Annotated in this window: 19 protein-coding genes, 2 tRNA genes and 2 pseudogenes; 21 read left to right on the top strand and 2 right to left on the bottom strand. The window is 54.3% G+C overall.

The window, feature by feature from the left end:
* On the bottom strand, positions 1 to 677 hold a 677-nt coding region (locus Q0239_RS05735; protein WP_298599709.1), incomplete at its 3' end, for a polysaccharide biosynthesis/export family protein.
* A 201-nt stretch (positions 678 to 878) separates the two neighbouring features.
* Between Q0239_RS05735 and mutS the strand changes: the two genes are divergently transcribed.
* The 21 genes and pseudogenes from mutS to Q0239_RS05630 all read left to right on the top strand — a co-directional run bounded on the left by mutS (position 879) and on the right by Q0239_RS05630 (position 22,829).
* Positions 879 to 3,533, top strand: a complete 2,655-nt coding sequence (mutS, locus tag Q0239_RS05730) for a DNA mismatch repair protein MutS (RefSeq protein WP_298599707.1) — start codon at positions 879 to 881, stop codon at positions 3,531 to 3,533.
* Between the two features lie 46 nt (positions 3,534 to 3,579).
* Positions 3,580 to 4,686: a glycoside hydrolase family 3 N-terminal domain-containing protein gene (locus Q0239_RS05725; RefSeq protein WP_298599704.1), complete on the top strand. Its 1,107-nt coding sequence runs from the start codon at positions 3,580 to 3,582 to the stop codon at positions 4,684 to 4,686.
* A 15-nt stretch (positions 4,687 to 4,701) separates the two neighbouring features.
* Positions 4,702 to 6,330: an ABC transporter substrate-binding protein gene (locus Q0239_RS05720; protein ID WP_298599702.1), complete on the top strand. Its 1,629-nt coding sequence runs from the start codon at positions 4,702 to 4,704 to the stop codon at positions 6,328 to 6,330.
* Between the two features lie 53 nt (positions 6,331 to 6,383).
* Positions 6,384 to 6,458: transfer RNA gene (locus Q0239_RS05715), tRNA-Gly, on the top strand.
* Positions 6,459 to 6,546: 88 nt separating this feature from the next.
* Positions 6,547 to 6,621: transfer RNA gene (locus Q0239_RS05710), tRNA-Cys, on the top strand.
* 65 nt (positions 6,622 to 6,686) lie between these two features.
* Positions 6,687 to 7,313 (top strand): DUF305 domain-containing protein, encoded by a 627-nt coding sequence (locus Q0239_RS05705; protein WP_298599699.1) that lies wholly within the window; start codon positions 6,687 to 6,689, stop codon positions 7,311 to 7,313.
* A 5-nt stretch (positions 7,314 to 7,318) separates the two neighbouring features.
* Positions 7,319 to 9,232 carry a hypothetical protein gene (locus Q0239_RS05700; RefSeq protein ID WP_298599696.1) on the top strand — a complete coding sequence of 638 codons (1,914 nt, stop codon included), beginning with the start codon at positions 7,319 to 7,321 and terminating at the stop codon, positions 9,230 to 9,232.
* Positions 9,233 to 9,309: 77 nt separating this feature from the next.
* Positions 9,310 to 10,188: a hypothetical protein gene (locus Q0239_RS05695; RefSeq protein ID WP_298599693.1), complete on the top strand. Its 879-nt coding sequence runs from the start codon at positions 9,310 to 9,312 to the stop codon at positions 10,186 to 10,188.
* A 138-nt stretch (positions 10,189 to 10,326) separates the two neighbouring features.
* Positions 10,327 to 10,683 (top strand): annotated as a pseudogene (locus Q0239_RS18160) (PmbA/TldA family metallopeptidase); the annotation flags it as partial.
* Positions 10,684 to 10,857: 174 nt separating this feature from the next.
* Positions 10,858 to 11,856: pseudogene (locus tag Q0239_RS05685) on the top strand (molybdopterin-dependent oxidoreductase); the annotation flags it as partial.
* A gap of 17 nt (positions 11,857 to 11,873) precedes the next feature.
* On the top strand, positions 11,874 to 12,920 hold the full coding sequence (gene nuoH, locus Q0239_RS05680; RefSeq protein WP_298599722.1) for an NADH-quinone oxidoreductase subunit NuoH: 1,047 nt from the start codon (positions 11,874 to 11,876) through the stop codon (positions 12,918 to 12,920).
* Positions 12,917 to 13,405 carry an NADH-quinone oxidoreductase subunit NuoI gene (nuoI, locus tag Q0239_RS05675; protein WP_298599690.1) on the top strand — a complete coding sequence of 163 codons (489 nt, stop codon included), beginning with the start codon at positions 12,917 to 12,919 and terminating at the stop codon, positions 13,403 to 13,405. The genes nuoH and nuoI overlap by 4 nt, the downstream gene beginning before the upstream one ends.
* A 12-nt stretch (positions 13,406 to 13,417) precedes the next feature.
* Entirely contained in the window at positions 13,418 to 14,032 is a 615-nt protein-coding gene (locus Q0239_RS05670) for an NADH-quinone oxidoreductase subunit J (RefSeq protein ID WP_298599687.1), read from the top strand.
* Complete coding sequence (nuoK, locus tag Q0239_RS05665; protein WP_115548499.1) at positions 14,029 to 14,334, top strand: NADH-quinone oxidoreductase subunit NuoK; 306 nt, start codon at positions 14,029 to 14,031, stop codon at positions 14,332 to 14,334. The genes Q0239_RS05670 and nuoK overlap by 4 nt, the downstream gene beginning before the upstream one ends.
* 9 nt (positions 14,335 to 14,343) lie before the next feature.
* Entirely contained in the window at positions 14,344 to 16,386 is a 2,043-nt protein-coding gene (gene nuoL / locus Q0239_RS05660; protein WP_298599682.1) for an NADH-quinone oxidoreductase subunit L, read from the top strand.
* Positions 16,383 to 17,951: an NADH-quinone oxidoreductase subunit M gene (locus Q0239_RS05655; RefSeq protein ID WP_298599679.1), complete on the top strand. Its 1,569-nt coding sequence runs from the start codon at positions 16,383 to 16,385 to the stop codon at positions 17,949 to 17,951. Before nuoL ends, Q0239_RS05655 begins: the two co-directional genes overlap by 4 nt.
* A complete protein-coding gene (gene nuoN, locus Q0239_RS05650) occupies positions 17,951 to 19,393 on the top strand; it encodes an NADH-quinone oxidoreductase subunit NuoN (RefSeq protein ID WP_298599676.1) in 1,443 nt (480 codons plus the stop codon). Before Q0239_RS05655 ends, nuoN begins: the two co-directional genes overlap by 1 nt.
* Before the next feature lie 5 nt (positions 19,394 to 19,398).
* Positions 19,399 to 20,106, top strand: a complete 708-nt coding sequence (locus tag Q0239_RS05645) for a biotin--[acetyl-CoA-carboxylase] ligase (protein WP_298599672.1) — start codon at positions 19,399 to 19,401, stop codon at positions 20,104 to 20,106.
* 13 nt (positions 20,107 to 20,119) lie between these two features.
* Positions 20,120 to 20,908, top strand: a complete 789-nt coding sequence (locus Q0239_RS05640; protein WP_298599670.1) for a type III pantothenate kinase — start codon at positions 20,120 to 20,122, stop codon at positions 20,906 to 20,908.
* A complete protein-coding gene (locus Q0239_RS05635; protein WP_298599668.1) occupies positions 20,905 to 22,548 on the top strand; it encodes a ribonuclease J in 1,644 nt (547 codons plus the stop codon). Before Q0239_RS05640 ends, Q0239_RS05635 begins: the two co-directional genes overlap by 4 nt.
* Positions 22,545 to 22,829 carry a DUF1467 family protein gene (locus Q0239_RS05630; RefSeq protein ID WP_298599665.1) on the top strand — a complete coding sequence of 95 codons (285 nt, stop codon included), beginning with the start codon at positions 22,545 to 22,547 and terminating at the stop codon, positions 22,827 to 22,829. The genes Q0239_RS05635 and Q0239_RS05630 overlap by 4 nt, the downstream gene beginning before the upstream one ends.
* On the opposite strand, the gene Q0239_RS05625 is transcribed toward Q0239_RS05630, so the two are convergent.
* Positions 22,826 to 25,120: a hypothetical protein gene (locus Q0239_RS05625; protein WP_298599662.1), complete on the bottom strand. Its 2,295-nt coding sequence runs from the start codon at positions 25,118 to 25,120 to the stop codon at positions 22,826 to 22,828. The genes Q0239_RS05630 and Q0239_RS05625 overlap by 4 nt on opposite strands.
* Positions 25,121 to 25,136 lie beyond the last annotated feature (16 nt).

The raw sequence follows: 25,136 nt of genomic DNA, 5'->3' as shown, positions 1-25,136 counted from the left end.
AGTTGTCCGGGCTCTGTCACGTTGCCGTAAACGTAAACGAAATCCGAAGAAAGGACCGAAACGATATCGCCAGGCTCCATCTTTAGTGATTTCTTGCCCTCTTGAACGTCACGGATCTTGAAGTTGAACAATTCCATATTGTCGCTCGAAGCTTGGTTGTCCAATTGACAGTTTGAGCTTGTCCCTGCCCGAGCAACCAACATTCGCGTTCCTGCTTCCTTGTTAGGGCCACCGGCCATCGCGAGTATTTCGAGCAAGTGCATTTTACGGCTGACGTAATAACTGCCCGCCTTTTCCACCGCTCCGATCACCGAGATCGGCTGCGATTTCTGCTCGGTCACCATTACGCTAACTTGCGGATTCTTGAGATAACTTACCTGGTATGCTGCTTCGATAGCCTGAGCCAATTCGCGTTCGGTCTTGCATGCCGCGACGATCGGCTTATCATGTCGATATAGCCGAATAGTTCCTGTTGGGCTGACCGTTTGGCGAATATTGAGTTCGGGATGACGGAAAACTTGTATCTCTATCGTGTCCTGAAAACCAATACGATACCGCTCGTCAGTTGCATTTGCTACTGTTGACACGATCGCGTTTCCGGTCGTTTGACCGACTGTTGAAAGCCCGCTCAAGGCAACCAAGCAGATCGCCGCAATGTATATAATGACCCTATGCATAAACTTCACTCCAAGATCTAACTTCGACTCGGGAAGAGCAAATAAATAAAGCTATCTAACCGTCAGACGGTGTCAGATACGCACCGCGTTGCACCTTTATTGCAAACGTAAATATTAACAAACCGCAAGGCTTTTGAAAATGTAATGTTACGAACTTTCGCGATTTTGAAAATAAAATCTTCTCCTACATAATCAATGCAAATGGAAAACGCCACGCCGATGTTGCGGCAATATCTCGAGATAAAAAAGCAATATCCGGGAACGATACTGTTCTTTCGGCTCGGTGATTTCTATGAAATGTTCAATGAGGACGCAATTGTAGGTTCTCGTGAATTAGATATTACGCTCACGGCACGGCAGAAAGATTCGCCAAATCCGATACCAATGTGCGGCGTTCCGCATCACGCAGCGGCAAATTATATCGCGAAACTCGTCCGCAAAGGCTATCGCGTCGCCATTTGCGATCAAACCGAAGAAGCTGGCAAAGGTGTCAAGCTTGTAAAACGCGAGGTCGTCCGCATCATTACGCCCGGAACCGCGATCGATCCGCAGCTGATCGAACCGAAGGAATCGGTCTATCTAGCGGCGGTTTGCGTCAGCGGCGATACGTTTGGAGCCGCATTCCTCGACCTTTCAGCCGGAAGATTTGTAGCGACAGAAGTTTCAGGAGTCGATGCTTGGTTGAAGATCGTCGATCAGCTTTGGTCTTACAGCCCCCGCGAGATCTTGTTTCCAAGGTCGATGACATCGATGCTCGAGCCTGAGTTTGGGAAACCGAATTCCGACGGCCTATTTGACGAGAGCCGTTCGAAAGCCGGTGTCGAATACGGCGATCTGACGGCGCTAGATGATGACAAATTCGATCTTCGCGATTCTGAAACGCTGCTAACCAAACAATTTGGCGTAAAAGAACTGAAAGCTTACGGTATAGCCGACCGTTACGCCGCGATCTCGGCCGCAGGTGCGTGTTTATCATACGCAAAGGACACTCAGCGAAATTCTGCTGAACATATCGGCGAGATCGAGTTTTTCGAATCGTCCGACGCGATGATCCTCGATTCTGTGAGTCTTAGAAATCTGGAGGTTATCGAATCTCGCAGCGACGGCAAGAAACGAACGCTCGTCGATGTCCTGGACACTTGCGTAACAAGCATGGGCTCGCGACTGCTGCGTAGCTGGCTGTTGCGGCCGTCGTTAAAGCGAAACGAGATACAAACGCGGCACTCGGCGGTATCCGAGTTTTCCGACACAATATTCCGCGAGAAAATTCGATTTTTACTGAAGGACGTCGGCGATATCGAACGTTTGATCGGGCGTTTGAATCTAGGAACCGCAAAGCCTCGTGACCTACTCGGGATCGAGCGTTCAATTTCTCAAGCCCCAAAGATAAACACTGTTCTTGCCGATGCCAGTTCCCTTCTTCTTCAGGTTTTGTCGGAGAATGTCTTCGAATTGCCGGAAATTCGCGATCTTATTGGACGAGCGATCTCGGACGATCCGCCGCCGAATTTGTCGGATGGCGGTGTAATTCGCGATGGTTTTGACGAGGAGCTGGATGAGCTGCGCGACATCTTGTCGAACGGCAAACAAACCATTGCATCGTTCGAAACCCGTGAACGCGAACGCACCGGCATTGGCAATCTCAAGATCAAATTCAACAACGTATTTGGCTATTACATCGAAGTTTCCAAAGGTCAGATCGAACGCGTCCCGGACGACTACGAACGCCGCCAAACCGTTGCAAATGCTGAGCGTTACACGACTCCTGAGCTGAAAGAATGGGAAGAGAAAGTTCGCACTGCGGAAGACAAGATCATTAGGATCGAGAGCGAGCTTTTTCAAAAGGTTCGCGACGAAGTTTGTGCAGAAACCCGCAAGTTGCAGACGACCGCACGAGCACTCGCGACACTTGATGTGCTCGCCGCATTCGCCGATGTCGCGGCGAGGAATAACTACTTTTGCCCGACTTTGCACGACGGTGACGAGATCGAGATCAAAGCCGGTAGGCATCCGATCGTTGAAAACGCCGTGGTTCGATCATTCATTCCGAATGACATCGTTCTCAACAATTCAACCGACCGTTTGCTAATCATCACCGGTGCAAACATGGGCGGCAAATCGACGATTCTAAGGCAAGTCGCTCTGATTCAGCTGATGGCTCAGATCGGCTCGTTTGTGCCGGCGACGGCGGCGAGGTTGCCGATTGTAGATCGAATTTGGACGCGAGTCGGAGCGTCGGATGATCTTGCTTCCGGACGCTCGACTTTCATGGTCGAGATGACGGAAACGGCGGAGATATTGCATAATGCGACCTCGAAAAGCCTGATATTGCTCGACGAGATCGGCCGTGGCACCTCTACTTTTGATGGATTATCGATAGCCTGGGCAGTCGCAGAATATCTGCACGATTCGGAAAAGCATTCGGCGAAAACACTTTTCGCAACCCATTATCACGAGCTCACAGAACTTGCCGAGAAACTGCCCGGAGCCAAAAACTATCAGATCACCGCCGAAGAACGCGACGGCGAGGTCGTTTTTCTGCACAAACTCGCTCCAGGCAAAGCATCGAAATCCTACGGGATCGCAGTTGCAAGCCTCGCAGGCCTGCCGCGAAACGTTATCGAACGTGCGAAAGACGTTCTTACCAAGCTCGAGAAATACGAACTTGCAGTTTTTGCCGACGAGCAACGAACAGGACTCGCAAAAGCCGCAGGTAGCCGAATTGCATCGCAATCTTCGCTGTTTGCGGTCGCAAATGAATCTGCGATCGATGCCTTGCGTGAGGTAGATGTCGAGGCGCTCTCGCCCGAAGACGCGAAACGAATGCTCGCCGATATACGTAACAAGATCGTCTAACCGATTTCCAAACTCCAAGCTTGGCTGTTAGACTTTGTTTTTCTCGATGGTCAATTCCCCTGAACAATTGGATCTTCGTACAAAAGTCGGGCAGCTTTTCTTCATTGGAATTGCAGGCCCTGAGCTTGATGCTTCAACGCGCGAATTGATCGAAGATTTCCGCCCAGGCGGAATATGTTTGTTTGCACGCAACATTCGCGAAGCAAAACAAACGCGTGAACTGCTCGACGGCATCCGCGAGATGTCGCAACTCGTGCCCTTTTTATCGCTCGACCAAGAAGGCGGCCTCGTCGATCGTTTGCGGCGAATTCTAACGCCAATGCCGGCAGCCAACAAGATAAGGACGGTCGAGGAGGCTCGAAGACTGGCGAGTTTGATCGCTGAGAGCACTCGTCTTCTTGGATTCAACACGGACTTTGCTCCAGTTGTTGATGTCATCGATGCGGCGCGTGAGAAGGATAACAACGGACTTTACTCGCGAGCGTTTGGTTCGAATGCCGAGGGAGCTACCGAGTTGGCAGGCGCATTTCTTGATAAGTTGCAGTCCGAAGGAATATTAGGATGTATCAAACATTTCCCCGGCCTCGGAGCCGCTGCGGTTGATTCGCATGAGGAACTGCCCTCGGTTGAGATCGATGACAATGAACTCTCAAACACCGATCTGTTGCCGTATCGGAAGCTTACTGCGACTCACGATCCGGCTTTTGTCATGGTTGCTCACGCAGCATTTCCTAATTCGAAAAATCAAATTTCAGATCTAGACGGAAGAATGACGCCGTCGTCATTGAACGGCAAGTTTGTGACCGAATTGCTTAGAGACGAATTCAATTACGAAGGCATCTCAATCACCGATGACCTAGAAATGGGCGCGATCCTGAAGAATTACGGCATCGGCAAAGCATGTGTTAAGGCCGTAAATGCGGGCGAAGACATGCTCGCGATCTGTGCTGGTCGTGACAATATTATCGAGGGACGCGACGCTGTGATCGGTGCCGTCGAACGCGGCGAGATCGCGATGGAACGTGTTGACGAAGCCGTCGCTCGTATCGAACGCGGCAGGCAACGTCTTTCGCCGCCACTCGAATTTAACGCAGAGCGGCTTGCCGAACTGTCTGACGAAATTGCAGAATTTAACCAACATTTGAATCGCTGAGGAGGCGTTACTGATTTGCGTAAACTGATCTTACTTTCTCTTGTTCTCTCATTCTTTGCCACGGCATCGACGTGCCGCCGCCGAAATTCGGATGCGGTGACCGTCGCACTTCCGGAGAAATTCCAGACCTTTGACACTGTGACGACCATGTCCTCGGACGCTGCCGCCGAACGTGTTAAGAACCTGATGTTCAACTCGCTGGTCAAAAAGGATGAGAAGTTCGAGTACATTGGTGAATTGGCGAAAGAGATCAAAACGTCAGAGGACGGCAAGGTCATAACGTTCGTGCTGCAAGACAACGTGAAGTTCCACAATGGTCAGGATTTCACGTCAGCGGATGTGAAATATACTTTTGAGCAGTTGTTTGCTTCGAATGGCTACAAGGCCGGAGCGTTTTTTGATTCGGTTCCCGATGATTCGGCCCCGGCTACGAAACCGGCGGCAGCCCCGGCAACTTCGCCCGCAGCGGCTAAGCCTGCCGAAGAGAAGAAGATGAAGCGTATCGCTCATATTTCTTCGATCGAGACTCCGGACGCCAAAACAGTAGTGTTTACGGTTGCTCGGCCGGCATTGCGTAATCAGTTGTTGTCAAATCTTGTGGCCGTTCCGATCATCGCAACGGGATCGGCTCCTCGTCAGAAAGATGCACCGATCGGGACCGGACCGTTTAAGTTTGTGAGTCTTGACGCTGCGCAAAGCATTGTCGAACTCGCTGCAAATCAGGAGTATTGGGAAGGCGTACCGAAAGTTGCCAAGCTCCGACTGAAGACGATCACAGACGCAAATTCACTTCAGGCCGAACTCTCGACCGGCGGCGTAGATATCGCTCCGAATCCGAATAATATCTCGCCGGATACTTTGAAGTCGCTAGCTTCGAACGCGAGCTTAAAGGTCGAGCAGTCTGATGGTTCGAACATTCAGTATCTTGTTTTCAACACGCAATCTGCACCGCTTAATAACGTAAAAGTTCGCCAGGCCATTGGCTATGCTATAAACCGAGAGAAGATCGTCAGCGAATTACTTTTCGATCAGGCAAAGGTCGCGGATTCGATTCTGCCGCCAAACTCTTGGGCATACTCGCAAGGTACGAAGTATTCTTACGATCCTGCGAAAGCGAAGCAGTTGCTCCAGGAGGCCGGTTATAAGGGCGAGCCGATCGTGTTCAAGTTCGGATCCGGATTACAGGCCGTTAGCCAGTATTCGCAGGTTCTGCAGAGTGCGATGAATGACGTTGGCTTGAATGTTCAGATCGAAACGTTTGAGGTAAACACCATCAGAACGCACCTTGCACAAGGCAATTTTCAGATGTACACAGGTGTCTGGATCGGCGGCAATCAAGATCCGATCTTCTTGCGAGATCTATTCAGCTCGACAAAGATCCCCGGCGGAACAGTTTCCTGCTGCAACCGCAGCCGCTATACAAATGCGGAACTTGATAAAGCCGTACTTGATGCTGAAAACTCGACCGATAAGGCTAAAGCCAAGGAACTTTACGGCAAAGCCTGGACCATCGCAAGCGAAGAGTTGCCGCTGCTTCCACTCTGGTATCCTGCAAACATTATTGTTGCAAACAAGCGCATCGGCGATATTAAGATCAATGCGAGCGGTGATTGGAGTTTCTTGAAGAATATTACCTCACAGTAGTTTGGTCGCCTTGACAATTTCTTGTCAGACGGTAGAATTATGGTTTGCCACAAGCGGGAGTAGCTCAGTGGTAGAGCGCGACCTTGCCAAGGTCGAAGTCGCGAGTTCGACCCTCGTCTCCCGCTCCAGATCCTAAAGGAGAAAGGAAGATGGAGAAAGGATAAAGTTTTTTGCTTTACTTTTTCTTTGTTCCTTTCTCCTTTATCCTTTACGCCCGGCGGCGTAGCCAAGTGGTAAGGCAGAGCTCTGCAAAAGCTTTATTCATCGGTTCGATTCCGATCGCCGCCTCCAAACCTCAATTTTCCAAAACTTTTGGCAATAACCTGTCGTAAGCAATGTGGTAAAGTTAAATCACAATGCTCGGTATTAGTGTGTCTAAAATTTGGCTAGCGTCGTTTGTGCTGGCGTTCAGCGGTATCTGCTGCGCACAAGCCGTTGTCGTTCAGCCCGGAGCTCCCGGACAGGCGACGAAAGTATTGCCTGCGGACACGAAACCGATCATTCCTGCCGTTTCGGCCAAAGATGTCGATTTCATGCAGGGCATGATAATGCACCATGGTCAGGCAGTTGAAATGGTCGAACTGATCGAGTTCCGAACTCAGAACAAAGAGATAACACTCCTTGGTGCGCGAATTAGGCAATCGCAATCGGACGAGATGAACTTTATGCGGCGTTGGCTCGGCCTTCGCGGCGAGAAAACCGAGATGGACCATTCGGGGCATGGCAGCAATATGTTGATGCCGGGAATGTTATCGAAAAAGCAAATGACGGCACTATCAAAAGCAAAAGGTGCCGAATTCGACCGCCTGTTTCTCGAAGGCATGATACAACACCATAAAGGTGCACTCGATATGGTCGATGACCTATTTAACACGGCCGGTGCGGGGCAAGATGCAGAACTATTCAATTTTGCGACTGATGTCGATACGGGACAGAAAGCAGAGATCAATATAATGGAGAAAATGCTTGGATCGCTCAAGTAGATAAGATGATGAAATCAACAAGAATTTCGACCACGTCGATAGTGGCAACGTTTGCATTTGTAATTGCAGCATTTTGCGGCTCTGTTGTCGCTCAGGAAGGCGGCAACCCATTCGCACCTGAAAAGGCTCCGCCGTTGCCGGAGGGCATGAAAGGTTCGAACGCCGGCGACCCGCGTTTCGGCCTCAGTGCAGGAGCATATGACGCAGCCGAGTTCTCGTTCGGTATCAAACATATCAATCTTTATCGCAAACCTGCCGCATTCGATCTTGGCGTCGATCCAAACGATCCGCGAGTTGCAAAAGCACTTTTCGCAATGGGAATTCCGGAAAACGCACCGATACCGCCGGCGATGAAGATGCCGATCGCGGGACTTGCACTCGCAAATTCCGATCTTGCTTTCCAAGGCAATTATCTCTTCTTGGGTAATTTCTACGGCATCAACATTTACAACATCGCGGATCCTGCAAAGGCGCAGCTTGTTACATCAATGCTCTGCCCCGGCGGACAAGGTGACGTTTCTGTTTACAAAAACCTGATGTTTATGTCGGTTGAGATGCAGAACGGCCGAATTGATTGCGGCACGCAGGCGTTTCCGGCACAAACAGCTCCCGGATTGCCTGCGGCGCAGAAAGATCGATTCCGTGGAGTTCGTATCTTCGATATCTCGGATATCAAGAATCCGAAACAGGTCGCAGCAGTTCAGTCGTGCCGAGGCTCGCACACGCATACGCTTGTCGAAGATCCCAACGATAAAAAGAACGTGTATATTTACATTTCGGGAACGTCGTTTGTTCGTCAAAGCGAGGAACTCGCAGGCTGTACTGATGGAGATCCTTCGAAAACGCCCGACACGGCGAGATTTAGGATCGACATTATTAAGGTGCCGGTTTCTGCGCCGCAGGATGCAAAGATCATTGCCAGTCCGCGAATTTTTGGCGATGGTGAAAAGATCAATGCTCTGAACGACGGCGGTTCGCACGCGAACAAGGGACGTCCGGAAGAGACCGATCAATGTCACGATATTACAGTTTATTCGGAACTCGGCCTCGCGGCAGGTGCCTGCTCGGGCAACGGTATCTTGCTCGATATCAAAGACCCCGCGAATCCAAAACGGCTCGACGCTGTAAACGATAAGAACTATGCCTACTGGCACTCAGCCTCATTCTCTAATGACGGAAAGAAAGTAGTTTTCACCGACGAATGGGGTGGCGGCATGGGAGCACGATGCCGAGCGACCGATCCGACAGTTTGGGGAGCGAACGCTATCTTTAACCTCGAAGGCGGAAAGCTAAAGTTTGCCAACTACTACAAATTGCCTGCGGCTCAGGGCGATACCGAGAATTGCGTGGCTCACAACGGCTCGCTAGTTCCCGTTCCCGGACGCGACATCAAGGTTCAGGCTTGGTACCAGGGCGGCATTTCGATCATGGATTTCACCGATCCGGCAAACCCGATGGAGATCGCGGCTTTTGATCGCGGACCAGTCGATGCAAATATGCTGCTGCTCGCAGGTTCGTGGTCAGCATATTGGTATAACGGCAACATCTATTCGTCCGAGATCGCACGCGGACTCGACGTTTTCGAACTGACGCCGACGCGATTTTTGTCGCAGAACGAGATCGACGCGGCAAAATCAGTTCGCGAATCGGTCTTGAACGTTCAAAGTCAACATCGCACCGTTGCCCCGAAAACGCTTGTCGTTGCAAAAGCGTACATTGACCAGCTCGAACGTGCAAAAGTCGTCTATCCAACTGAGATCACAAAGCTTCGCGACGCGATCCAAGCGGCTGAAACAGACAAGTCGAAAGCATCCGAACTCAAGTCGATGGTTGACCACATAAACACTCTCGCCGAAACAGCAAAGGACGCAGCGTCTGCGGCAAAACTTCGCTCGATCGCTGAGATCTTTCGAAACTAAGCAGATCGACTTCTATCGATCAAACGGCTCAAGCATTTACGCTTGAGCCGTTTTCTTTTGCTGAAATTTCAAGTTTTGTGCTACGCTACTCGCCAACAATCAATATTGGTCAAAATTTCGACGGGCGAGGTGAAGTGCATATGAGCCGATTTGTCGTTTTCTCTTTCGTGATCGTTGCGTTTTGCAGCAGCGTTATTGCGGGCGAGTTTTGTGATGCGAATATGAGAATTCGTAGGAATGTCGCTACGCCAACTGATGGCGGAATTCGCGAAGATGTACCTACCAAGTATCGAGCAAAGTTCGATTTGTGGAAGGCCGAACTACTCTCGACCGAATTCGGCAAAGCCCAATGGTCGCAGTTCGAAACGAACAAGGCATTTGTGCTGAAGATCGAAGTTACGGGTAAGCGTGACAAAGGTGCCGGGACAGGCGATCTTGAATTCAATGATGCGGGCGAACTGGTCGGTGCCACCGTCACTCTCGGCGGCGACATCGATCGGGGTTATCCGAATTCGTACTATTACCCTGTGCTCGAATCATTAGCCGCGACGGAAACCGCAACAACTCACAACGGCCGATTGCTGGCCGTAACGAAATTCTCGCACGAGCTTGGACATGTTGATCAAATACTGCGGGAAAGCGGCGAGCTATTGCGCCTACAGGACAAGTTAGTGCCGCAATACAGCAGTATTTTTCTCAAAAATGGCTGGAACACGAAGGACAATAAGCTAGTCGACCTAGCTGCCAAAATGGGCGGAACGCCTACTGAGATATGGGAACATCGCGAATACAAGAGCGAAACGATCGCACTACAGTTCCTTGCCGAAAAACTGTCCGGCGAACCATATCGATGCGACGTGATTCGGCGAGTCAAACGGAACGTTGCCGGAAACGCACGTCAATATCAATCGCTCTTCGCATCGCTGCCGATATTTAGTGATGCCAGCTGCGATTGAGTTTCGGTGTCGCCGAACGGCATTCCGGCAAGACCGGGGTGCCGTTCGGCCTGCAATTCTTGACTTTGCTATTTGCCCTGCCATAAACTTGGAAGCGTTCCGAGTTACTAATCTATTCAATTCAAAGTGAGGGGAATAATGTCCTTTTCTCGACGTGATTTCATCAAAACCGCCGGACTTACGTTCGGTGCCCTGACGCTGCCGAGTTGGGCCTATGAGGCACAGGCTGCAGCAAGTATTTATCTTGACGCCAACAAAGATGCGATGGCAGATGCCGCACTTGCTACGGCAAAGAAGCTCGGAGCATCGTACGCCGATATTCGGATAAATCGATATCGTATTGAGAACGTTTCCACACGCGAACGGCAGGTTCAAAACGTGTCGAGCGGCCAGAATTTCGGCTTTGGCGTACGTGTATTGATCAACGGCACTTGGGGCTTTGCGGCAAGTCCGATCGTAACGATCGACGAGGTCAAGCGAGTGACGGCAGAGGCGGCTGCTATTGCCAAAGCCAATTCGGCGATCACACGAAAAAAGATCGAGTTGGTTCCGACACCAAAGGTCACGGCGAGTTGGAAAAGCTCGTTTGAGAAAGACCCGTTCGACGTTCCCGTAGACGAAAAGACGGCGATATTGCTAAAGATCAATGAGGCCGCGTTAAGTGTGAAAGGCGTAGGTTTCGTAAATTCTTCGCTGTCGGCGGTCAATTTCAATACCACCATCGCGGGCATCGAAAATGCCGATGTGATCCTGCTCGTGGGTAGCGACCTTCGCCGCGAAGCGCCGCTGGTAAACACCCGCATCCAGAAGGCCGTTCGTAAAAAGGGCGCAAAGGTTTTCGCCATTGGCCCTGAAACCGACCTGACCTATAAGGTTGAATGGCTGGGTGACGATCTCGGCGCGCTGACCAAAGCTCCCAAGGCACTGGCCGATGCGCTGAAGACCGCCGAACGCCCCGCGATTATCGTCGGTGGTGGCGCGCTGCGCTATGAAGGCGTCCACGGCGCAGCGCTGGCCTTTGCCAAGAAGTACAAGCTGGTCAAAGACGGTTGGAATGGCTTCAACGTGCTCCATTTCGCTGCTGCGCGCATGGGCGGGCTGATGCTCGGCTATGCGTTTGACGGCGGCATCAAGGCGCTGGCCGCGAAGAAGCCCAAGCTAGCCTTCTTCCTCGGCGCGGATGAGGTTGATTACAGCCTCTTTGCCAAGACGTTCAAAGTCTATGTCGGCCATCATGGCGATAATGGTGCGGCCAATGCCGATGTCGTGCTGCCGGGTGCAGCCTATAGCGAGAAATCGGGCACCTGGGTGAACCTCGAAGGCCGCGTCCAACTCGGTGAACGTGCTGTCTTCCCGCCGGGCGATGCGCGTGAGGATTGGGCCATTTTCCGCGCACTTTCGGATGTGCTCGGTAAGCGTCTGCCCTTTGACAGCCTCGATGAACTGCGCGCTGCGATGGCGAAAGTTGTGCCTGCGCTCGGTCAGGAAGGCTTGGCCGACTATGGCTGGGCAGAGCCGAAGCTGGACGCCAAGGTCTCCGGCAAAATCGCCGATTATCCGATCAAGGATTTCTACCTCACCAACAGCATCTGCCGCGCATCACCGACGATGCAGCGCTGCTCGGCTGAACTGGTGCATGGGCAGCAATGGCTGGAGGCTGCGGAATGAGCTGGTTTGATCTCGGCATGACCGAACGGTTCCAGACATGGGGCATGTCTTACGAATGGGCGTGGTTCACCGCCACGCTCGCGGGAATCCTCATGATTTCGCTGTTGCTGATGCTCAGCGTCGCGATGATCATCTATGCAGAGCGCAAGCTCTGGGCGGCTTTTGCGCTGCGTCGTGGGCCAAATGTGGTCGGGCCGTGGGGTGTGCTGCAGTCCTTTGCTGACGGCCTGAAGGTCTTCCTGCAGGAAACGATCATACCTTCGGCATCCAACCGAGGGCTGTTCCTGATTGCGCCGATCATCACCTTCACCGTCGCCTTGATGGCCTGGGCGGTGATCCCCTTCAATTCAGGCGCGGTGCTCGCCGATATCAATGTTGGTCTGCTCTATGTTTTGGCGATCAGCAGCCTTGGCGTCTATGGCGTCGTGATTGCGGGCTGGGCGTCGAACTCGAAATATCCCTTCTTCTCAGCGATGCGCGCCGCCGCGCAGATGATTTCGTACGAAGTCTCGATCGGTTTCATCCTGATTTGTGTCGTGCTGTGGGCTGGTACATTCAACATGCTCGGCATCATTGAAGCGCAAAAAGGCCATGTGCTGGGCTTTGTGAACGCCTTTGGCCTCAACCCGCTCCTCTTCCCGATCGCGGTCATGTTCCTGATCAGTGCAATGGCCGAAACCGCACGCGCGCCGTTCGACTTGACCGAGGCGGAGAGCGAGTTGGTTGCCGGATACCAGACCGAATATAGCTCGATGAGTTTCGCGCTCTATTGGCTCGGCGAATATGCCAATGTGCTGCTGATGTGCACGCTGAACGCGGTGTTGTTCTGGGGCGGATATCTGCCGCCCGTTGATTGGGCACCGCTTTACTATGTGCCGGGAATCATCTGGCTGTTCGCCAAGATCTGGATATTCTTCTTCATCTTCGCCTGGGTAAAAGCCACCGTCCCGCGCTATCGTTATGACCAGCTGATGCGTCTGGGCTGGAAGGTCTTCCTGCCGATTTCACTCTTCTGGGTTTTCCTCGTGAGCGGTTACCTAATGTACACAGGGCATTTCGCATGAGTTCTGTCGTCCATCTCTTCAAATCCTTCACGCTGTGGGAATTTATCAAGGCGCATTGGCTGACCTTGCAATATTTCTTCAAGCCCAAGGCGACGGTGAATTATCCGTTCGAAAAGAACCCGCTGTCCCCGCGTTTCCGCGGTGAACATGCGCTGCGCCGCTATCCCAATGGTGAGGAACGCTGCATCGCGTGCAAGCTGTGCGAGGCTGTGTGTCCTGCACAAGCAATCACCATCGAGGCCGAACCGCGCGAGGATGGCAGCCGCCGGACCACGCGCTACGACATTGACATGACCAAGTGCATCTATTGCGGCTTCTGCCAGGAAGCCTGCCCGGTCGATGCCATCGTCGAGGGACCGAATTTCGAATATGCCACCGAAACCCGTGAAGAGCTGCTGTACAACAAGGACAAGCTGCTTGCGAACGGGGACAAATGGGAACGCGCGATCGCGGCAAATATTGCTGCCGACGCGCCCTATCGATAAGGGGCGCGCATCGTGATCCAGGTCATTTCCTTCTATATCTTCGCGGCCATCCTGCTGGCTTCGGCCGCGATGGTAATTTTTGCGCGCAATCCGGTGCACAGCGTGCTCTGGCTGATCGTTGCTTTCTTCAACGCCGCCGGACTGATGGTGCTGGTGGGCGCAGAGTTTATCGCGATGCTGCTCGTCATTGTGTATGTCGGCGCGGTCGCGGTGCTGTTCCTGTTCGTCGTGATGATGCTCGACATTGATTTCGCCGAACTGCGCGCAGGTTTCATGCGCAACCTGCCTTTGGGGCTGTTGCTCGCGATTGTGCTGGTGGTTGAACTGATCCTCGGCATCGGTGCTTTCCGTGCAGGAGCAGTGGAACTCGGTGGTGCGATTGCCGCCGCCACGCCCGCCGACAAGCCCAACATCGAGGCGATGGGCTCGCTGCTCTATACCAAATATGTCTTCCTGTTTGAAACTGCAGGCCTGATCCTGCTGGTCGCAATGGTTGGCGCGATTGTGCTGACCCACCGTCAGCGCAAGGGCATTTTCGTGCAGGATATTTCCAGCCAGAACCAGCGTCGCCCGCAAGATTCTGTGCGCAATGTGAACCAGCCCGTCGGGCAGGGGGTGGAGCTATGATCGGTATCGAACATTATCTGGTCGTCAGCAGCATCCTGTTCGTGATGGGCGTGCTCGGCATCTTCCTCAACCGGAAGAATGTGATCATCATCCTGATGGCGATCGAGCTCATCCTGCTTTCGGTGAATATCAACCTTGTCGCTTTCAGCGCCTTCCTCGGCGATCTGGTGGGGCAGGTGTTTGCGATGTTCGTTTTGACCGTCGCCGCTGGTGAAGCCGCCATCGGTCTTGCCATTCTCGTCATTTACTTCCGTGGTCGCGGCACGATCGCCGTTGACGATGTCAACCGGATGAAGGGGTAAGCCGGTCTTATGTCGTCCATCGAAATCATCGTATTCGGACCATTGCTCGCGGCCATAGTCGCCGGGCTTGGGCAGAATTTCATCGGCAAGACCGCAGCGAAGGTCATCACAACCGGCGGACTGTTTCTCGCTTGCGCGCTCAGCTGGCCAATTTTCCTCGGCTTTTTGACTGGCAATGAAAAGGCTTATGTCGAGCCCGTGATGCAATGGGTGCAGTCGGGCGCCCTGAAGTTCGATTGGGAATTGCGTGTCGATGCGCTGACCGCGGTGATGCTGGTGGTGATCACCACCGTGTCCGCGCTCGTCCACCTCTATAGCTGGAGCTATATGGAGGAAGATCCGGATCAGCCGCGCTTCTTCGCCTATCTCTCACTCTTCACCTTTGCGATGCTGATGCTGGTTACGGCTAACAACCTTGTCCAGATGTTCTTTGGCTGGGAAGGCGTGGGTCTCGCATCCTATCTGCTGATCGGTTTCTGGTACAAGAAACCCAGCGCCAATGCCGCCGCCATCAAGGCCTTCGTCGTCAACCGCGTCGGCGATTTGGGCTTCATGCTCGGCATTTTTGGCGTGTTCTGGCTGTTCGGTACTGTCTCGATCCCCGATATTCTCGCTGCGGCCCCTGATAAGGCCGGATCGAGCATCGGCTTCCTCGGTCTGCGCGTCGATACGATGAGCCTGCTCTGCATCCTGCTCTTCATCGGCGCGATGGGCAAATCGGCCCAGCTTGGCCTTCACACATGGTTGCCCGACGCGATGGAAGGCCCGACCCCGGTTTCCGCGCTGATCCACGCGGCGACGATGGTGACCGCGGGCGTTTTCATGGTCTGCCGCCTGTCGCCGCTGTTTGAAACCAGCCAGTTTGCGCTCAATGTGGTGACCATCGTTGGCGCGACGACAGCGCTTTTCGCGGCCACCGTCGGCCTCGTCCAGACCGATATCAAACGCGTGATCGCTTACTCGACCTGCTCGCAGCTCGGCTATATGTTCTTTGCCGCTGGTGTTGGAGCCTATAGCGCGGCGATGTTCCACCTTTTCACGCACGCCTTCTTCAAGGCGTTGCTGTTCCTTGGTGCTGGCAGCGTGATTCACGCAATGCATCATGAGCAGGACATGCGTTATTATGGTGGCCTCAGGAAACATATCCCGCTGACCTTCTGGGCGATGACTGCCGGTACGCTTGCGATCACCGGCGTCGGCATAGTCGGTATTGGCGGCTTTGCTGGTTTCCATTCAAAGGACGCGATTATCGAAGCGGCTTACGCCTCGACCGCGCCTTGGGGCGGCTATGCCTTCTTCATCGGCGTATTCGCTGCGCTGCTCACCAGCTTCTATAGCTGGCGCCTCGTCTTCCTGACATTCTTTGGCAAACCGCGCTGGGCACAGTCGGAGCATATCCAGCATGCGGTGCACGACGATCATCATGGCCATGACGACCATGCGCACGACCATCATGACGCGCATGACGATGGCACAGCCGGATATCATCCGCATGAAAGCCCTTGGCCAATGCTCGTTCCGCTGGGCGTACTTACGCTGGGTGCCATCGCTGCGGGCTATCTGTTCAAATATGATTTCATCTATGCCGAAGAAGGCGGAACCGCATTCTGGGCTGCATCGACGCTCTATTTCAACGAGCATCTGATCCACGCAATGCACCATGTGCCGTTGTGGGTGAAGCTGGCCTCGACGGTTGCGATGCTGACCGGCCTGTTCACCGCATGGATGATGTATATCCGCAAGCCCGGCTCTGCGCAGGCTCTAGCAGGGCATTTCGAGCCGCTGTACAAATTCTTCCTCAACAAATGGTATTTTGACGAGCTGTATAACCTCATCTTCGTCAAGCCTGCCTTCTGGTTTGGACGCCTGTTCTGGAAGGGGGGCGACATCGGAATTATCGACCGCTTCGGTCCAAACGGGTCCGCTGCCGCCGTGGGTCTGGGTAGCCGTATCGCCGTCCGCATGCAGTCGGGCTATCTCTACACATATGCGTTGGTGATGCTGCTTGGCCTCGTCGCCGCAATCAGCTGGTTTATGGTGCAAGCGCGATGAACGCCGCCGAACTCCCCATCCTTTCGATCATGCTCGCCGTGCCGATGGTCGGCGCGCTGGCTTGCCTGTTCGTCCGCGACGAAATGGCGCGCATCATTGCGTTGACCGCAACTCTTTTCAATCTGTTGCTCGGTGTCTGGCTTTGGGCCAGCTACGATCCGGCGGGTGCACAGTGGCAGTTTGTCGAAAGCGCCGCATTGTTCGGGCCAATAGGCTGGAAACTGGGTATTGACGGCATTTCGTTGCTGCTCATCATGCTCTCGGTCTTCCTGATGCCGATCTGCATCGGCGCAAGCTGGCGCGCGGTGACCGAGCGGGTCGGGCTTTACATGGCGAGCTTCCTGTTGATGGAAACACTGATGATCGGCGTGTTTGCGGCGCAGGATCTGATGCTGTTCTACATCATGTTCGAAGCCGGGCTGATCCCAATGTATCTGATCATAGGCATCTGGGGTGGCAAGGATCGCATCTACGCCTCTTACAAATTCTTCCTCTACACGCTGCTCGGCTCGGTGTTCATGCTGCTGGCAATGCTGTGGATGATCCAGCAGGCGGGCACGGCGGATATCCCGACGCTGCTCAACCATGATTTCCCGCCCGAGGCGCAGACGATCCTTTGGCTCGCCTTCTTTGCATCCTTCGCGGTTAAAATGCCGATGTGGCCGGTGCATACCTGGCTTCCCGATGCGCACGTGCAGGCACCGACGGCGGGCTCAGTCATCCTGGCTGGCGTCTTGCTGAAGATGGGCGGCTATGGCTTCCTGCGCTTCTCGCTGCCGATGTTCCCCGAAGCATCCGCGCAATTCATCTGGCTGATTTTCGGCCTGTCGATGGTCGCTGTCGTTTACACCAGCCTCGTCGCACTGGTGCAGGATGATATGAAGAAGCTGATCGCTTATTCGTCGGTCGCACATATGGCGATTGTGACAGTGGGCCTGTTCACCTTCAACCAGCAGGGTATCGAAGGCGCCATCATCGTGATGCTCAGCCACGGCCTTGTCTCGGGCGCGCTCTTCCTCTGCGTTGGTGTCATTTACGACCGGCTGCACACCCGCGAGATCAGCCGTTATGGCGGGCTCAGCATCAACATGCCCAAATATGCGCTGTTCTTCATGCTGTTCACCATGGCGAGCGTCGGTCTGCCCGGAACGAGCGGCTTTGTCGGTGAATTCCTGTCGCTGGCAGGTGCTTACAAGGTTTCGACCTGGGCAACGCTGATTGCGACCACGGGTATCATCCTGGGCGCAGGCTATATGCTCTATCTCTATCGCCGCGTGGCTTTTGGTGAGCAGGTGAACGCCGATGCAGCTGCGATGCCCGATCTCGACAATCGCGAATTGTGGCTATTGGCCCCGATTGCTGCAGCTGTGCTGTGGATGGGCATTTACCCTGAAAGCTTCCTGGCCCCGATCCGTCGCGACGTCGCAACGATTGTCGAACGCATCGAACGCGCAGCGCCCGCAGGCGACAGCAAGCTCAAGGTACATGACAAGACGACCGCCAAATATCGCATCCAGGCGCATGGCGGCGAACATGACAAAAAGGCCGAGGGGGCCGCACACTAATGGACCTTTCAACCTCGCTCTATTTGGTCCGTCCGGAGCTGATCCTCAGTTTCTCCAGCCTTGCCCTGCTGCTGATAGCGGCGTGGAGGCAGGAAGCCGGTCGTCTGGTCAGTATCTTGTCTGTGGCCGCCCTCGTTGGCGCGGGTGCCTATGCCGTGCATTATCTGTGCGCCGGAACTGATGCGTCGGCCTTTGAAGGCCTGTATCGCGCTGACGCCTTCGGCAGCTTCGCCAAAATTCTGATCTATTTCGCCGCGGCCATTTCGCTGATGATCGCGCCCAAGGCGCTTGAAAAAATGGGCGCAATGCGTGCCGAATATCCGGTGCTCGTCATCCTTGCCGCTGTAGGCATGGGCGTGATGGTCTCGGCTACCGACCTGCTGACGCTCTATATTGGCCTCGAACTCAACAGTCTCGCCGCCTATGTCCTCGCCAGCTTTGCGCGCAATGACGGCCGCTCGGCGGAGGCGGGGCTCAAATATTTCGTCCTTGGTGCACTCGCCAGCGGCATTTTGCTGTTCGGGATGTCGCTGCTTTACGGCTTTACCGGTTCGACCAGTTTTGAAACGATCGGTACGGCAATGACCGGTGAACTTAGCATGGGCCTGCTTTTCGGTCTGGTCTTTGTGCTTTCGGGACTCGCTTTTAAAATCAGCGCCGCACCATTCCACATGTGGACGCCGGACGTTTATGAAGGCGCGCCGACGCCGGTAACGGCCTTCTTCGCCAGCGCACCCAAGGTGGCAGCCAGCGCGCTGCTCATCCGTATCGTGGTCGAAGCTTTTGGCAATCAGGTGCAAGCATGGCAGCAGATCGTGATGGTGGTGGCCCTGATGTCGATCATCATCGGTGCCGTCGGAGCAATTGGTCAGCAGAACCTGAAGCGTCTTTTGGCTTATAGCTCAATCAACAATGTCGGCTTCCTGCTGATTGGTTTGGCCGCCGGCACGGAACAGGGCGTAGCGGCGATGCTGGTTTACCTCGCCATTTACGTCGCGATGACACTGGGCGGGTTCGTCTGCCTGATGCAGCTGAAGGGCCGCGACGGTGAGATGAAGGAAAGCATGGCCGACATCGCCGGGCTGTCGAAGACCCGCCCCGCGCTTGCGGCCATCTTCGCAATTTTCATGTTCAGCCTAGCGGGCATTCCGCCCTTGTTCGGCTTTTACGGCAAGCTGGTCGTATTCAATGCCGCGATCTCAGCAGGGCTGTTTCCGCTTGCGGTTATCGGTATTGCTGCCTCTGTCATTGGTGCCTTCTATTATTTGAAAGTCGTCAAGACGATGTATTTTGATGAGTCTGGCGACAGCATCGAAGCCGCAGATGACAAGGTTTTGAGGTGGACCGGCGGAGCCTTGGGCTTGGTCGTTTCCGCTTTGGGTTATTTGGCCATCCCGCTTCTCGGCGCAGTCACAGCGCAAGCCGCCGGAGCTTTGTTCTGAGCATTTTGTTCGAGCAGGTAGCACTTACCGGTTCCACCAATGCCGATCTGTTGTCGCGCGCTGCCTCGGGCGCGCCTGAAGGGCTTTGGCTGCGCGCCGATCAACAGGGCGGTGGCCGGGGGCGTATGGGGCGGGAGTGGGGCAGCCCTTTGGGCAATCTCTATGCAAGCACCATAGCAAGGCTGTCACCCGGCGATCCGCCCCCATCAACCCTGGCTTTTGTCGCTGGGATTGCCGCTTTTGACACGATCAAGCTGGTCGCACCCGATGTCGCAATCCAGCTGAAATGGCCCAATGATGCATTGTCGGGAAATGGCGAGAAACTGTGCGGCATCCTGCTCGAAAGGTCGGGGGATGCGATTGTTGCCGGTTTCGGAATAAATCTGGTCTCACATCCGGCGGATATCGGACGCCCCGCCAGTGACCTTCGGGCCTTGGGTGCCAATCCACCCGAGCCGCAAGCGGTCTGTGAGATACTCGCAGATCAATTCGCAATCTGGCGGCAACGATGGCGGCAGCAGCCTTTGGCCAATCTCTTGCGAGCATGGGAAGCAGCCTCACATCCAAAGGGCACAGCTTTACGCGTCAACCTGCCTGATGGTGAGCAGATTGACGGACTTTTCGCAGGCTTAAGCGATGATGGTGCACTCAGCCTGCGCTTGGCGGAGGGCGCAATTCGTGCCATTCACGCTGCCGATATATTCCTGATTTGATAAGGACAGCGTCATGCTTCTCGCGGTCGATAACGGCAACACCAATGTCAAATTCGCACTGGTCGACGACAGCGGCGAAATCATACAGCGTTGGCGGATTGCTACCGACGCGCGGCGCACGGCGGATGAATATGCTGTCTGGCTCGACCAGTTGCTGCAGATGGAGGGGCATAAGCGCAGTGACATCGATGCGGTCATTATCGCGACCGTTGTCCCGCGTGCACTGCACAATCTGCAGGTTTTGAGCCAAAAATATTTCGGCATTGATGCCCTTGTCGCCGGGCGCGAACCGGTCAGCTGGGGTATTGCGCTGAAGGTTGATGAACCGCGCGCTCTGGGCGCGGATCGCGCAGTCAACGCCATTGCAGCTCAAGCGCTTGAGCCGAATACGGACAAGATTGTCATCAGCTTCGGTACAGCGACGACCTTCGATCATATCGGCGCCGATGGATCTTATCTAGGCGGGAGTATCGCACCTGGTATCAACCTGTCGCTCGACGCACTCTACAATGCTGCCGCCATGCTGCCGCGCATCGCGATCGAGCCGCCGCCGTCGCAGAGCGTTATCGGCCGCGATACCGTCGGACAAATGCAGATAGGGATATATTTTGGTTATGTCGGTCTAATCGAAGGTTTGCTGGTACGGATGAAAGCCGAAATAGCGAGGCCAGTGAAAGTCATCGCAACCGGCGGGCTGGCGGCGCTTTTCCAGCAGCACAGCCATCTATTTGACAGAGTTGAACCCGATTTGACACTGCGCGGGCTTGCCAAGCTCTATGCAAACCGCGAAGGCGGGGCATGACAAATCCAAAAAATGAACTTTTGTTCCTCGCGCTTGGCGGGTCGGACGAAATCGGCATGAATGCCAATCTCTATGGCTGCCAAGGCAAGTGGATCATGGTCGATCTGGGTGTGACCTTCGGCCATGAAGATTATCCGGGTATCGATCTCATAATGCCCGATCTCGAATTTATCGAAGACCGCAAGGCGGACCTGCTGGGCATCATCCTGACCCACGGGCATGAGGATCATATCGGCGCTGTTCCTTTCTTTGCCGCCGACCTTGGCGTGCCGCTATTCGCGACGCCATTCACGGCCGCGCTGATCAAAGGCAAACTGGATGAGCAGGGCATCACTGACGAAGTGGACTTGAACATTGTGCCGATGGAAGGACAGATAAACCTCGGCCCATTCGACATTCGCTTCGTTCCGCTCGCGCACTCGATCCTCGAAATGAGCGCGCTGGTCATCGACACACCCTATGGCAAGGTCTTCCACACAGGAGACTGGAAGCTCGACGAGACTCCCGTCATTGGTGTTCCGGCAAGTGCAGAACAGCTGACTGCAATAGGCGATGAGGGCATTCTCGCCATGGTTTGCGATTCTACCAATGTCTTCAACGATAAGGCGAGTGGCAGCGAAGCGAGCGTTCATGCGGATCTGCTCAAACATGTGACTGAAGCAAAGGGCAGAGTGGTTGTGACCACTTTTGCCTCAAACTCTGCCCGCCTCCAGACACTAGCCGATGTCGCGCGCGAAGCTGGGCGCAAACTTTGCTTTGCTGGCCGATCGCTCCATAAAATTGTCGAAGCCTCTCAATCAACGGGGTATCTCAAAAACCTGCCCGAAACGGTTGATATGGAGGCTGTCGATGCCTTTCCTCGTAACCAGGTGATGGTGGTCGCGACAGGCGGTCAGGGGGAAGCGCGCGCAGCGTTGGCCCGCATCGCAGAGGGCAATCACCCGGTGAAACTGGAAGAGGGCGACACCGTAATCTTCTCTTCAAAGCAGATCCCCGGCAACGAAATGGCCATCGGGCATGTGATGAATCAATTGGCACGCCGGAACATCATCATGGTGACCGAAAAGCAGGCGCATGTGCATGTATCAGGACATCCCGGCCGCAACGAGTTGGCGAAGCTCTATGAATGGGTTCGGCCTGAAATCCTGGTGCCGGTCCATGGCGAGCGCCGCCATATGGCTGAACAAGCCCGTTTTGGGCAATCACTGGGTATTCCGAAGACTATTGTGCAGTCTAACGGCGATGTAATCCGCCTCGCGCCTAAAGGCCCCGAGCAGATTGGCAATGAGCGCACGGGACGTCTTGTGCTTGATGGCGACACAATCATTGCCTCTGATGGCGAAACTCTGACCCAGCGCCGTCGCTTGTCATGGTATGGGATCATCAACGTTGCGGTGGCGTTGGATGGTGACAACAACCTGCTCGGTGACCCGGTGATCCGCCTGCACGGAATCCCGATCGAGGCCGAGATTGACGACTTCCTCGACGAGGCATCATCGGCTGCTGAAAAAGCGGTGCGCGACTGGCGCGGCGACCTCAGTGACCTACGGGAGAATCTACGTCTTGCCGTTCGCCGGGTTGCGACTAGCTGGACAGGCAAGAAACCGATTGTCGATGTGCTGATCGTGGAAACTGCATGAACTGGACTTCTATCATTGCGATTTATGCGCTGTTTTGGGTGCTGAGTGCGTTTGTCATTCTGCCCATTGGCGTGCGTAGCTACGAGGAAATGGGCCTTGAGAAGGTTCCCGGACAGGCCGATGGCGCCCCAGGTAATTTTAGGCCTGGTGTAATCTTGTTGCGTACAACGTTACTGTCGGCTGTGTTGTTTGGTCTGTTTTACGCAAACTATGTCTATGGCTGGATTGACCGCCACAGTTTTGATTTCCTGATCGCTGGCCCAGAGGCGACAGCGGACTAGCCGCGCAAGCGCTCAATTGCCTGAGCAAGCGCGACATAGAGTTTGCCGACATCCGATGAAAGCAACGTAACGCCGATGGCGTTGCCATCCCGGGTGCTGAGCAGAACGCGCATCATCGATTCAAAATCGTGAATGTAGCGGTTTACATGTTCGCGGAACTCGGCGTCGTCGTCGTAATGCGCAGCGATAATTTTCGCTTCGCCGCTGTCAAGCAGGCGGACTGCACGGCGTGTGAACACGCCACGGTCGCCCTTCAAATAAGCAGCCCAAGCGGTATCGGTCACCTCATTCGACAAAATCTTGGCAACATCGATCGCTGCAGAATTCAAGGATTCGGTCAACAGCGCCATACGACGTGCAAAACCTTCGTCGTCAATTCCAGCAAAGGACGAATGCGCTTCGTTGACTCGCTGCTCAAGATTTGTCGCCATCTCGCCAACTAGTTTGAGCTGCGCCTCGATCCGTTCCTCAACGTCTGCAGCGAGTGTCAGATTGCGACCAAATGCTTCGCGCATAGCCACGTCGAGCGCCTTCACCTGTTCATCGACGGCCGTTTCAATCGCAACGCGATTTCTCTCGTTCAGCTTGTCGGCGACCACCGAAAGTTCTTCGTCGACAATCTTGCGGCTCGCCTCTGCTGCTTGCTTGGTGGTTTCGCGAACGCGCAATAGTGACGCGACAAGCTGCTCATTGGCGATGCCCGACAGCTCTTCAAGCGCAGTTCGCGTATGAACAATCGCTGCCGACAATATATCGACCTGTTCGTGCTGCGCGGTCAGATATTCTGAAGAGCTTTCATTGAGGCTGGCGAGGGCAGAGCGTTGCGTCGATACGAGCTGTTCAAGTTCCTGCACCGATCTTACGAGCGCCCCTGTTCCTTCGTCAGCGATTGCAAGTTCGTTATTGGCTGCGGAAAACGCTGTTCGCACGTCTACGAACATAGCGTTAACATTGTCGAGTTTTGAAACCAGCCTTTCGGTGGTTTCGTCAGCGATGGCTTCCAGATCAGAACGCATCGCGCCGGCTTGCTCGATCAGCGCATCGGTTTGCGCCAACGTACCTTTTAGACGGCCGTCCAGTTCCTCGCTGCGCTCATTAAGCGCCGAAACGCTGAACGCCAGTTTGGCGATGCTGTCGCTTGCTTCATCACCAAATTTCGAAAGCTCATTTCTGCTTTCGGCGATCGATTCCTTCACTCTCGCGAGCAGGGCTTTGCTTGTCGAATCTTGCGCGTCGCTCACCGCTTCGAGATGAGCGATGGCTTCTCCCAGACTGCCCAAATTGCCTTCCAGACGTTGGTGGCTTGCCGCCATTCGGTCATCGAGCTGGTTCGCAGTTTCAATCAGGCGCTGCTCCGCCTCGGTAACACCTGACGAAAGCGCAGTGAGCATATCGTCAGCCAATTTTCCGGATTGTTCAACCGATTGAGAAAGATCGGCGCTTGCAGCCGAAAGTTTTTGGTTTAGCGCCGAGGTGCTGGCACTGATGCGAGTATCAAGCGCCTCTAGCGAAATATTGGCGTTTGCAGCGCTTTCATCCATGGTTTTTAGGACACCGATGATTGCCTGAATCTGGCTGTGCGCCGTGTTGCCCGCAATGCCTATTTGGTTCGTCGCATCCTTGGCTGCGCTGGTCACGACCGGTAAATGGTTCCGCAATTGCTCCAGGTTCGTCACAGCGGCATTGCTCGCAACCTGCAGCATTTTGGCCCGTTCGTCGGAATCAGTTAAAGCAGCGCTCAACTGAGTTGCTGCTTCTGTCAGCCTTTGTGCGGATAGGCGACCTATAGCTTCCAATTCCTTGGCGTTCTCTGCCAGAAAGGATCGCGCTAGCGCGATTTCGCCGTTCACATTGCGCATGCGGTTCTGCAACGCATCGCTTTCGGATCTCAACAGTGCTGCAACATCGCCGAAGCGTTTCGCCTCGGTTGAACTCATGCGCATCGATAGCAGCCACAAAAGACCGATCACAGCAACAGGAGCCGACCATTGGACGATTAGTTCACTAATCCGAGCAGGGTCAGGGACAACAATCAGTTCCGGCAGATGCGCCCAAATGAAAAAACCGGTCCAACCCAAAGTCGCAGAAATCAGGGCTATCAGAAGCAGAATTTTGCCCCACGGCCGACCTGATTCGACGACATCATGCCACTCACTTTCCAGATATTCCTCAGAGGCTGGGGCGTCAGCAAACTCTTGCTGAACTTCCACCTGTTCCTCAACAACGTATTCGGAAGGGCTGGAATCGCTCTGCGAGCGGCCGATTTCGACTATCTTGGATTGTGCCGTCATGGGACACATTTACCAC

Source organism: uncultured Sphingorhabdus sp., from assembly GCF_937872355.1.
Lineage (GTDB): Bacteria > Pseudomonadota > Alphaproteobacteria > Sphingomonadales > Sphingomonadaceae > Sphingorhabdus_B.
The sequence above is the reverse complement of the archived record's forward strand: the minus strand, read 5'-3'. Positions and strand labels throughout refer to the sequence as shown.

Coding starts and splice junctions, on each gene's coding strand:
- Q0239_RS05700 (WP_298599696.1), top strand. CDS start 7,319: ATGATGAAATCAACAAGAATTTCGACCACGTCGATAGTGGCAACGTTT.
- Q0239_RS05635 (WP_298599668.1), top strand. CDS start 20,905: ATGACAAATCCAAAAAATGAACTTTTGTTCCTCGCGCTTGGCGGGTCG.
- Q0239_RS05625 (WP_298599662.1), bottom strand. CDS start 25,120: ATGACGGCACAATCCAAGATAGTCGAAATCGGCCGCTCGCAGAGCGAT.
- Q0239_RS05655 (WP_298599679.1), top strand. CDS start 16,383: ATGAACGCCGCCGAACTCCCCATCCTTTCGATCATGCTCGCCGTGCCG.
- Q0239_RS05640 (WP_298599670.1), top strand. CDS start 20,120: ATGCTTCTCGCGGTCGATAACGGCAACACCAATGTCAAATTCGCACTG.
- nuoK (WP_115548499.1), top strand. CDS start 14,029: ATGATCGGTATCGAACATTATCTGGTCGTCAGCAGCATCCTGTTCGTG.
- Q0239_RS05725 (WP_298599704.1), top strand. CDS start 3,580: ATGGTCAATTCCCCTGAACAATTGGATCTTCGTACAAAAGTCGGGCAG.
- nuoL (WP_298599682.1), top strand. CDS start 14,344: ATGTCGTCCATCGAAATCATCGTATTCGGACCATTGCTCGCGGCCATA.
- nuoH (WP_298599722.1), top strand. CDS start 11,874: ATGACCGAACGGTTCCAGACATGGGGCATGTCTTACGAATGGGCGTGG.
- Q0239_RS05705 (WP_298599699.1), top strand. CDS start 6,687: ATGCTCGGTATTAGTGTGTCTAAAATTTGGCTAGCGTCGTTTGTGCTG.
- mutS (WP_298599707.1), top strand. CDS start 879: ATGGAAAACGCCACGCCGATGTTGCGGCAATATCTCGAGATAAAAAAG.
- nuoN (WP_298599676.1), top strand. CDS start 17,951: ATGGACCTTTCAACCTCGCTCTATTTGGTCCGTCCGGAGCTGATCCTC.
- nuoI (WP_298599690.1), top strand. CDS start 12,917: ATGAGTTCTGTCGTCCATCTCTTCAAATCCTTCACGCTGTGGGAATTT.
- Q0239_RS05630 (WP_298599665.1), top strand. CDS start 22,545: ATGAACTGGACTTCTATCATTGCGATTTATGCGCTGTTTTGGGTGCTG.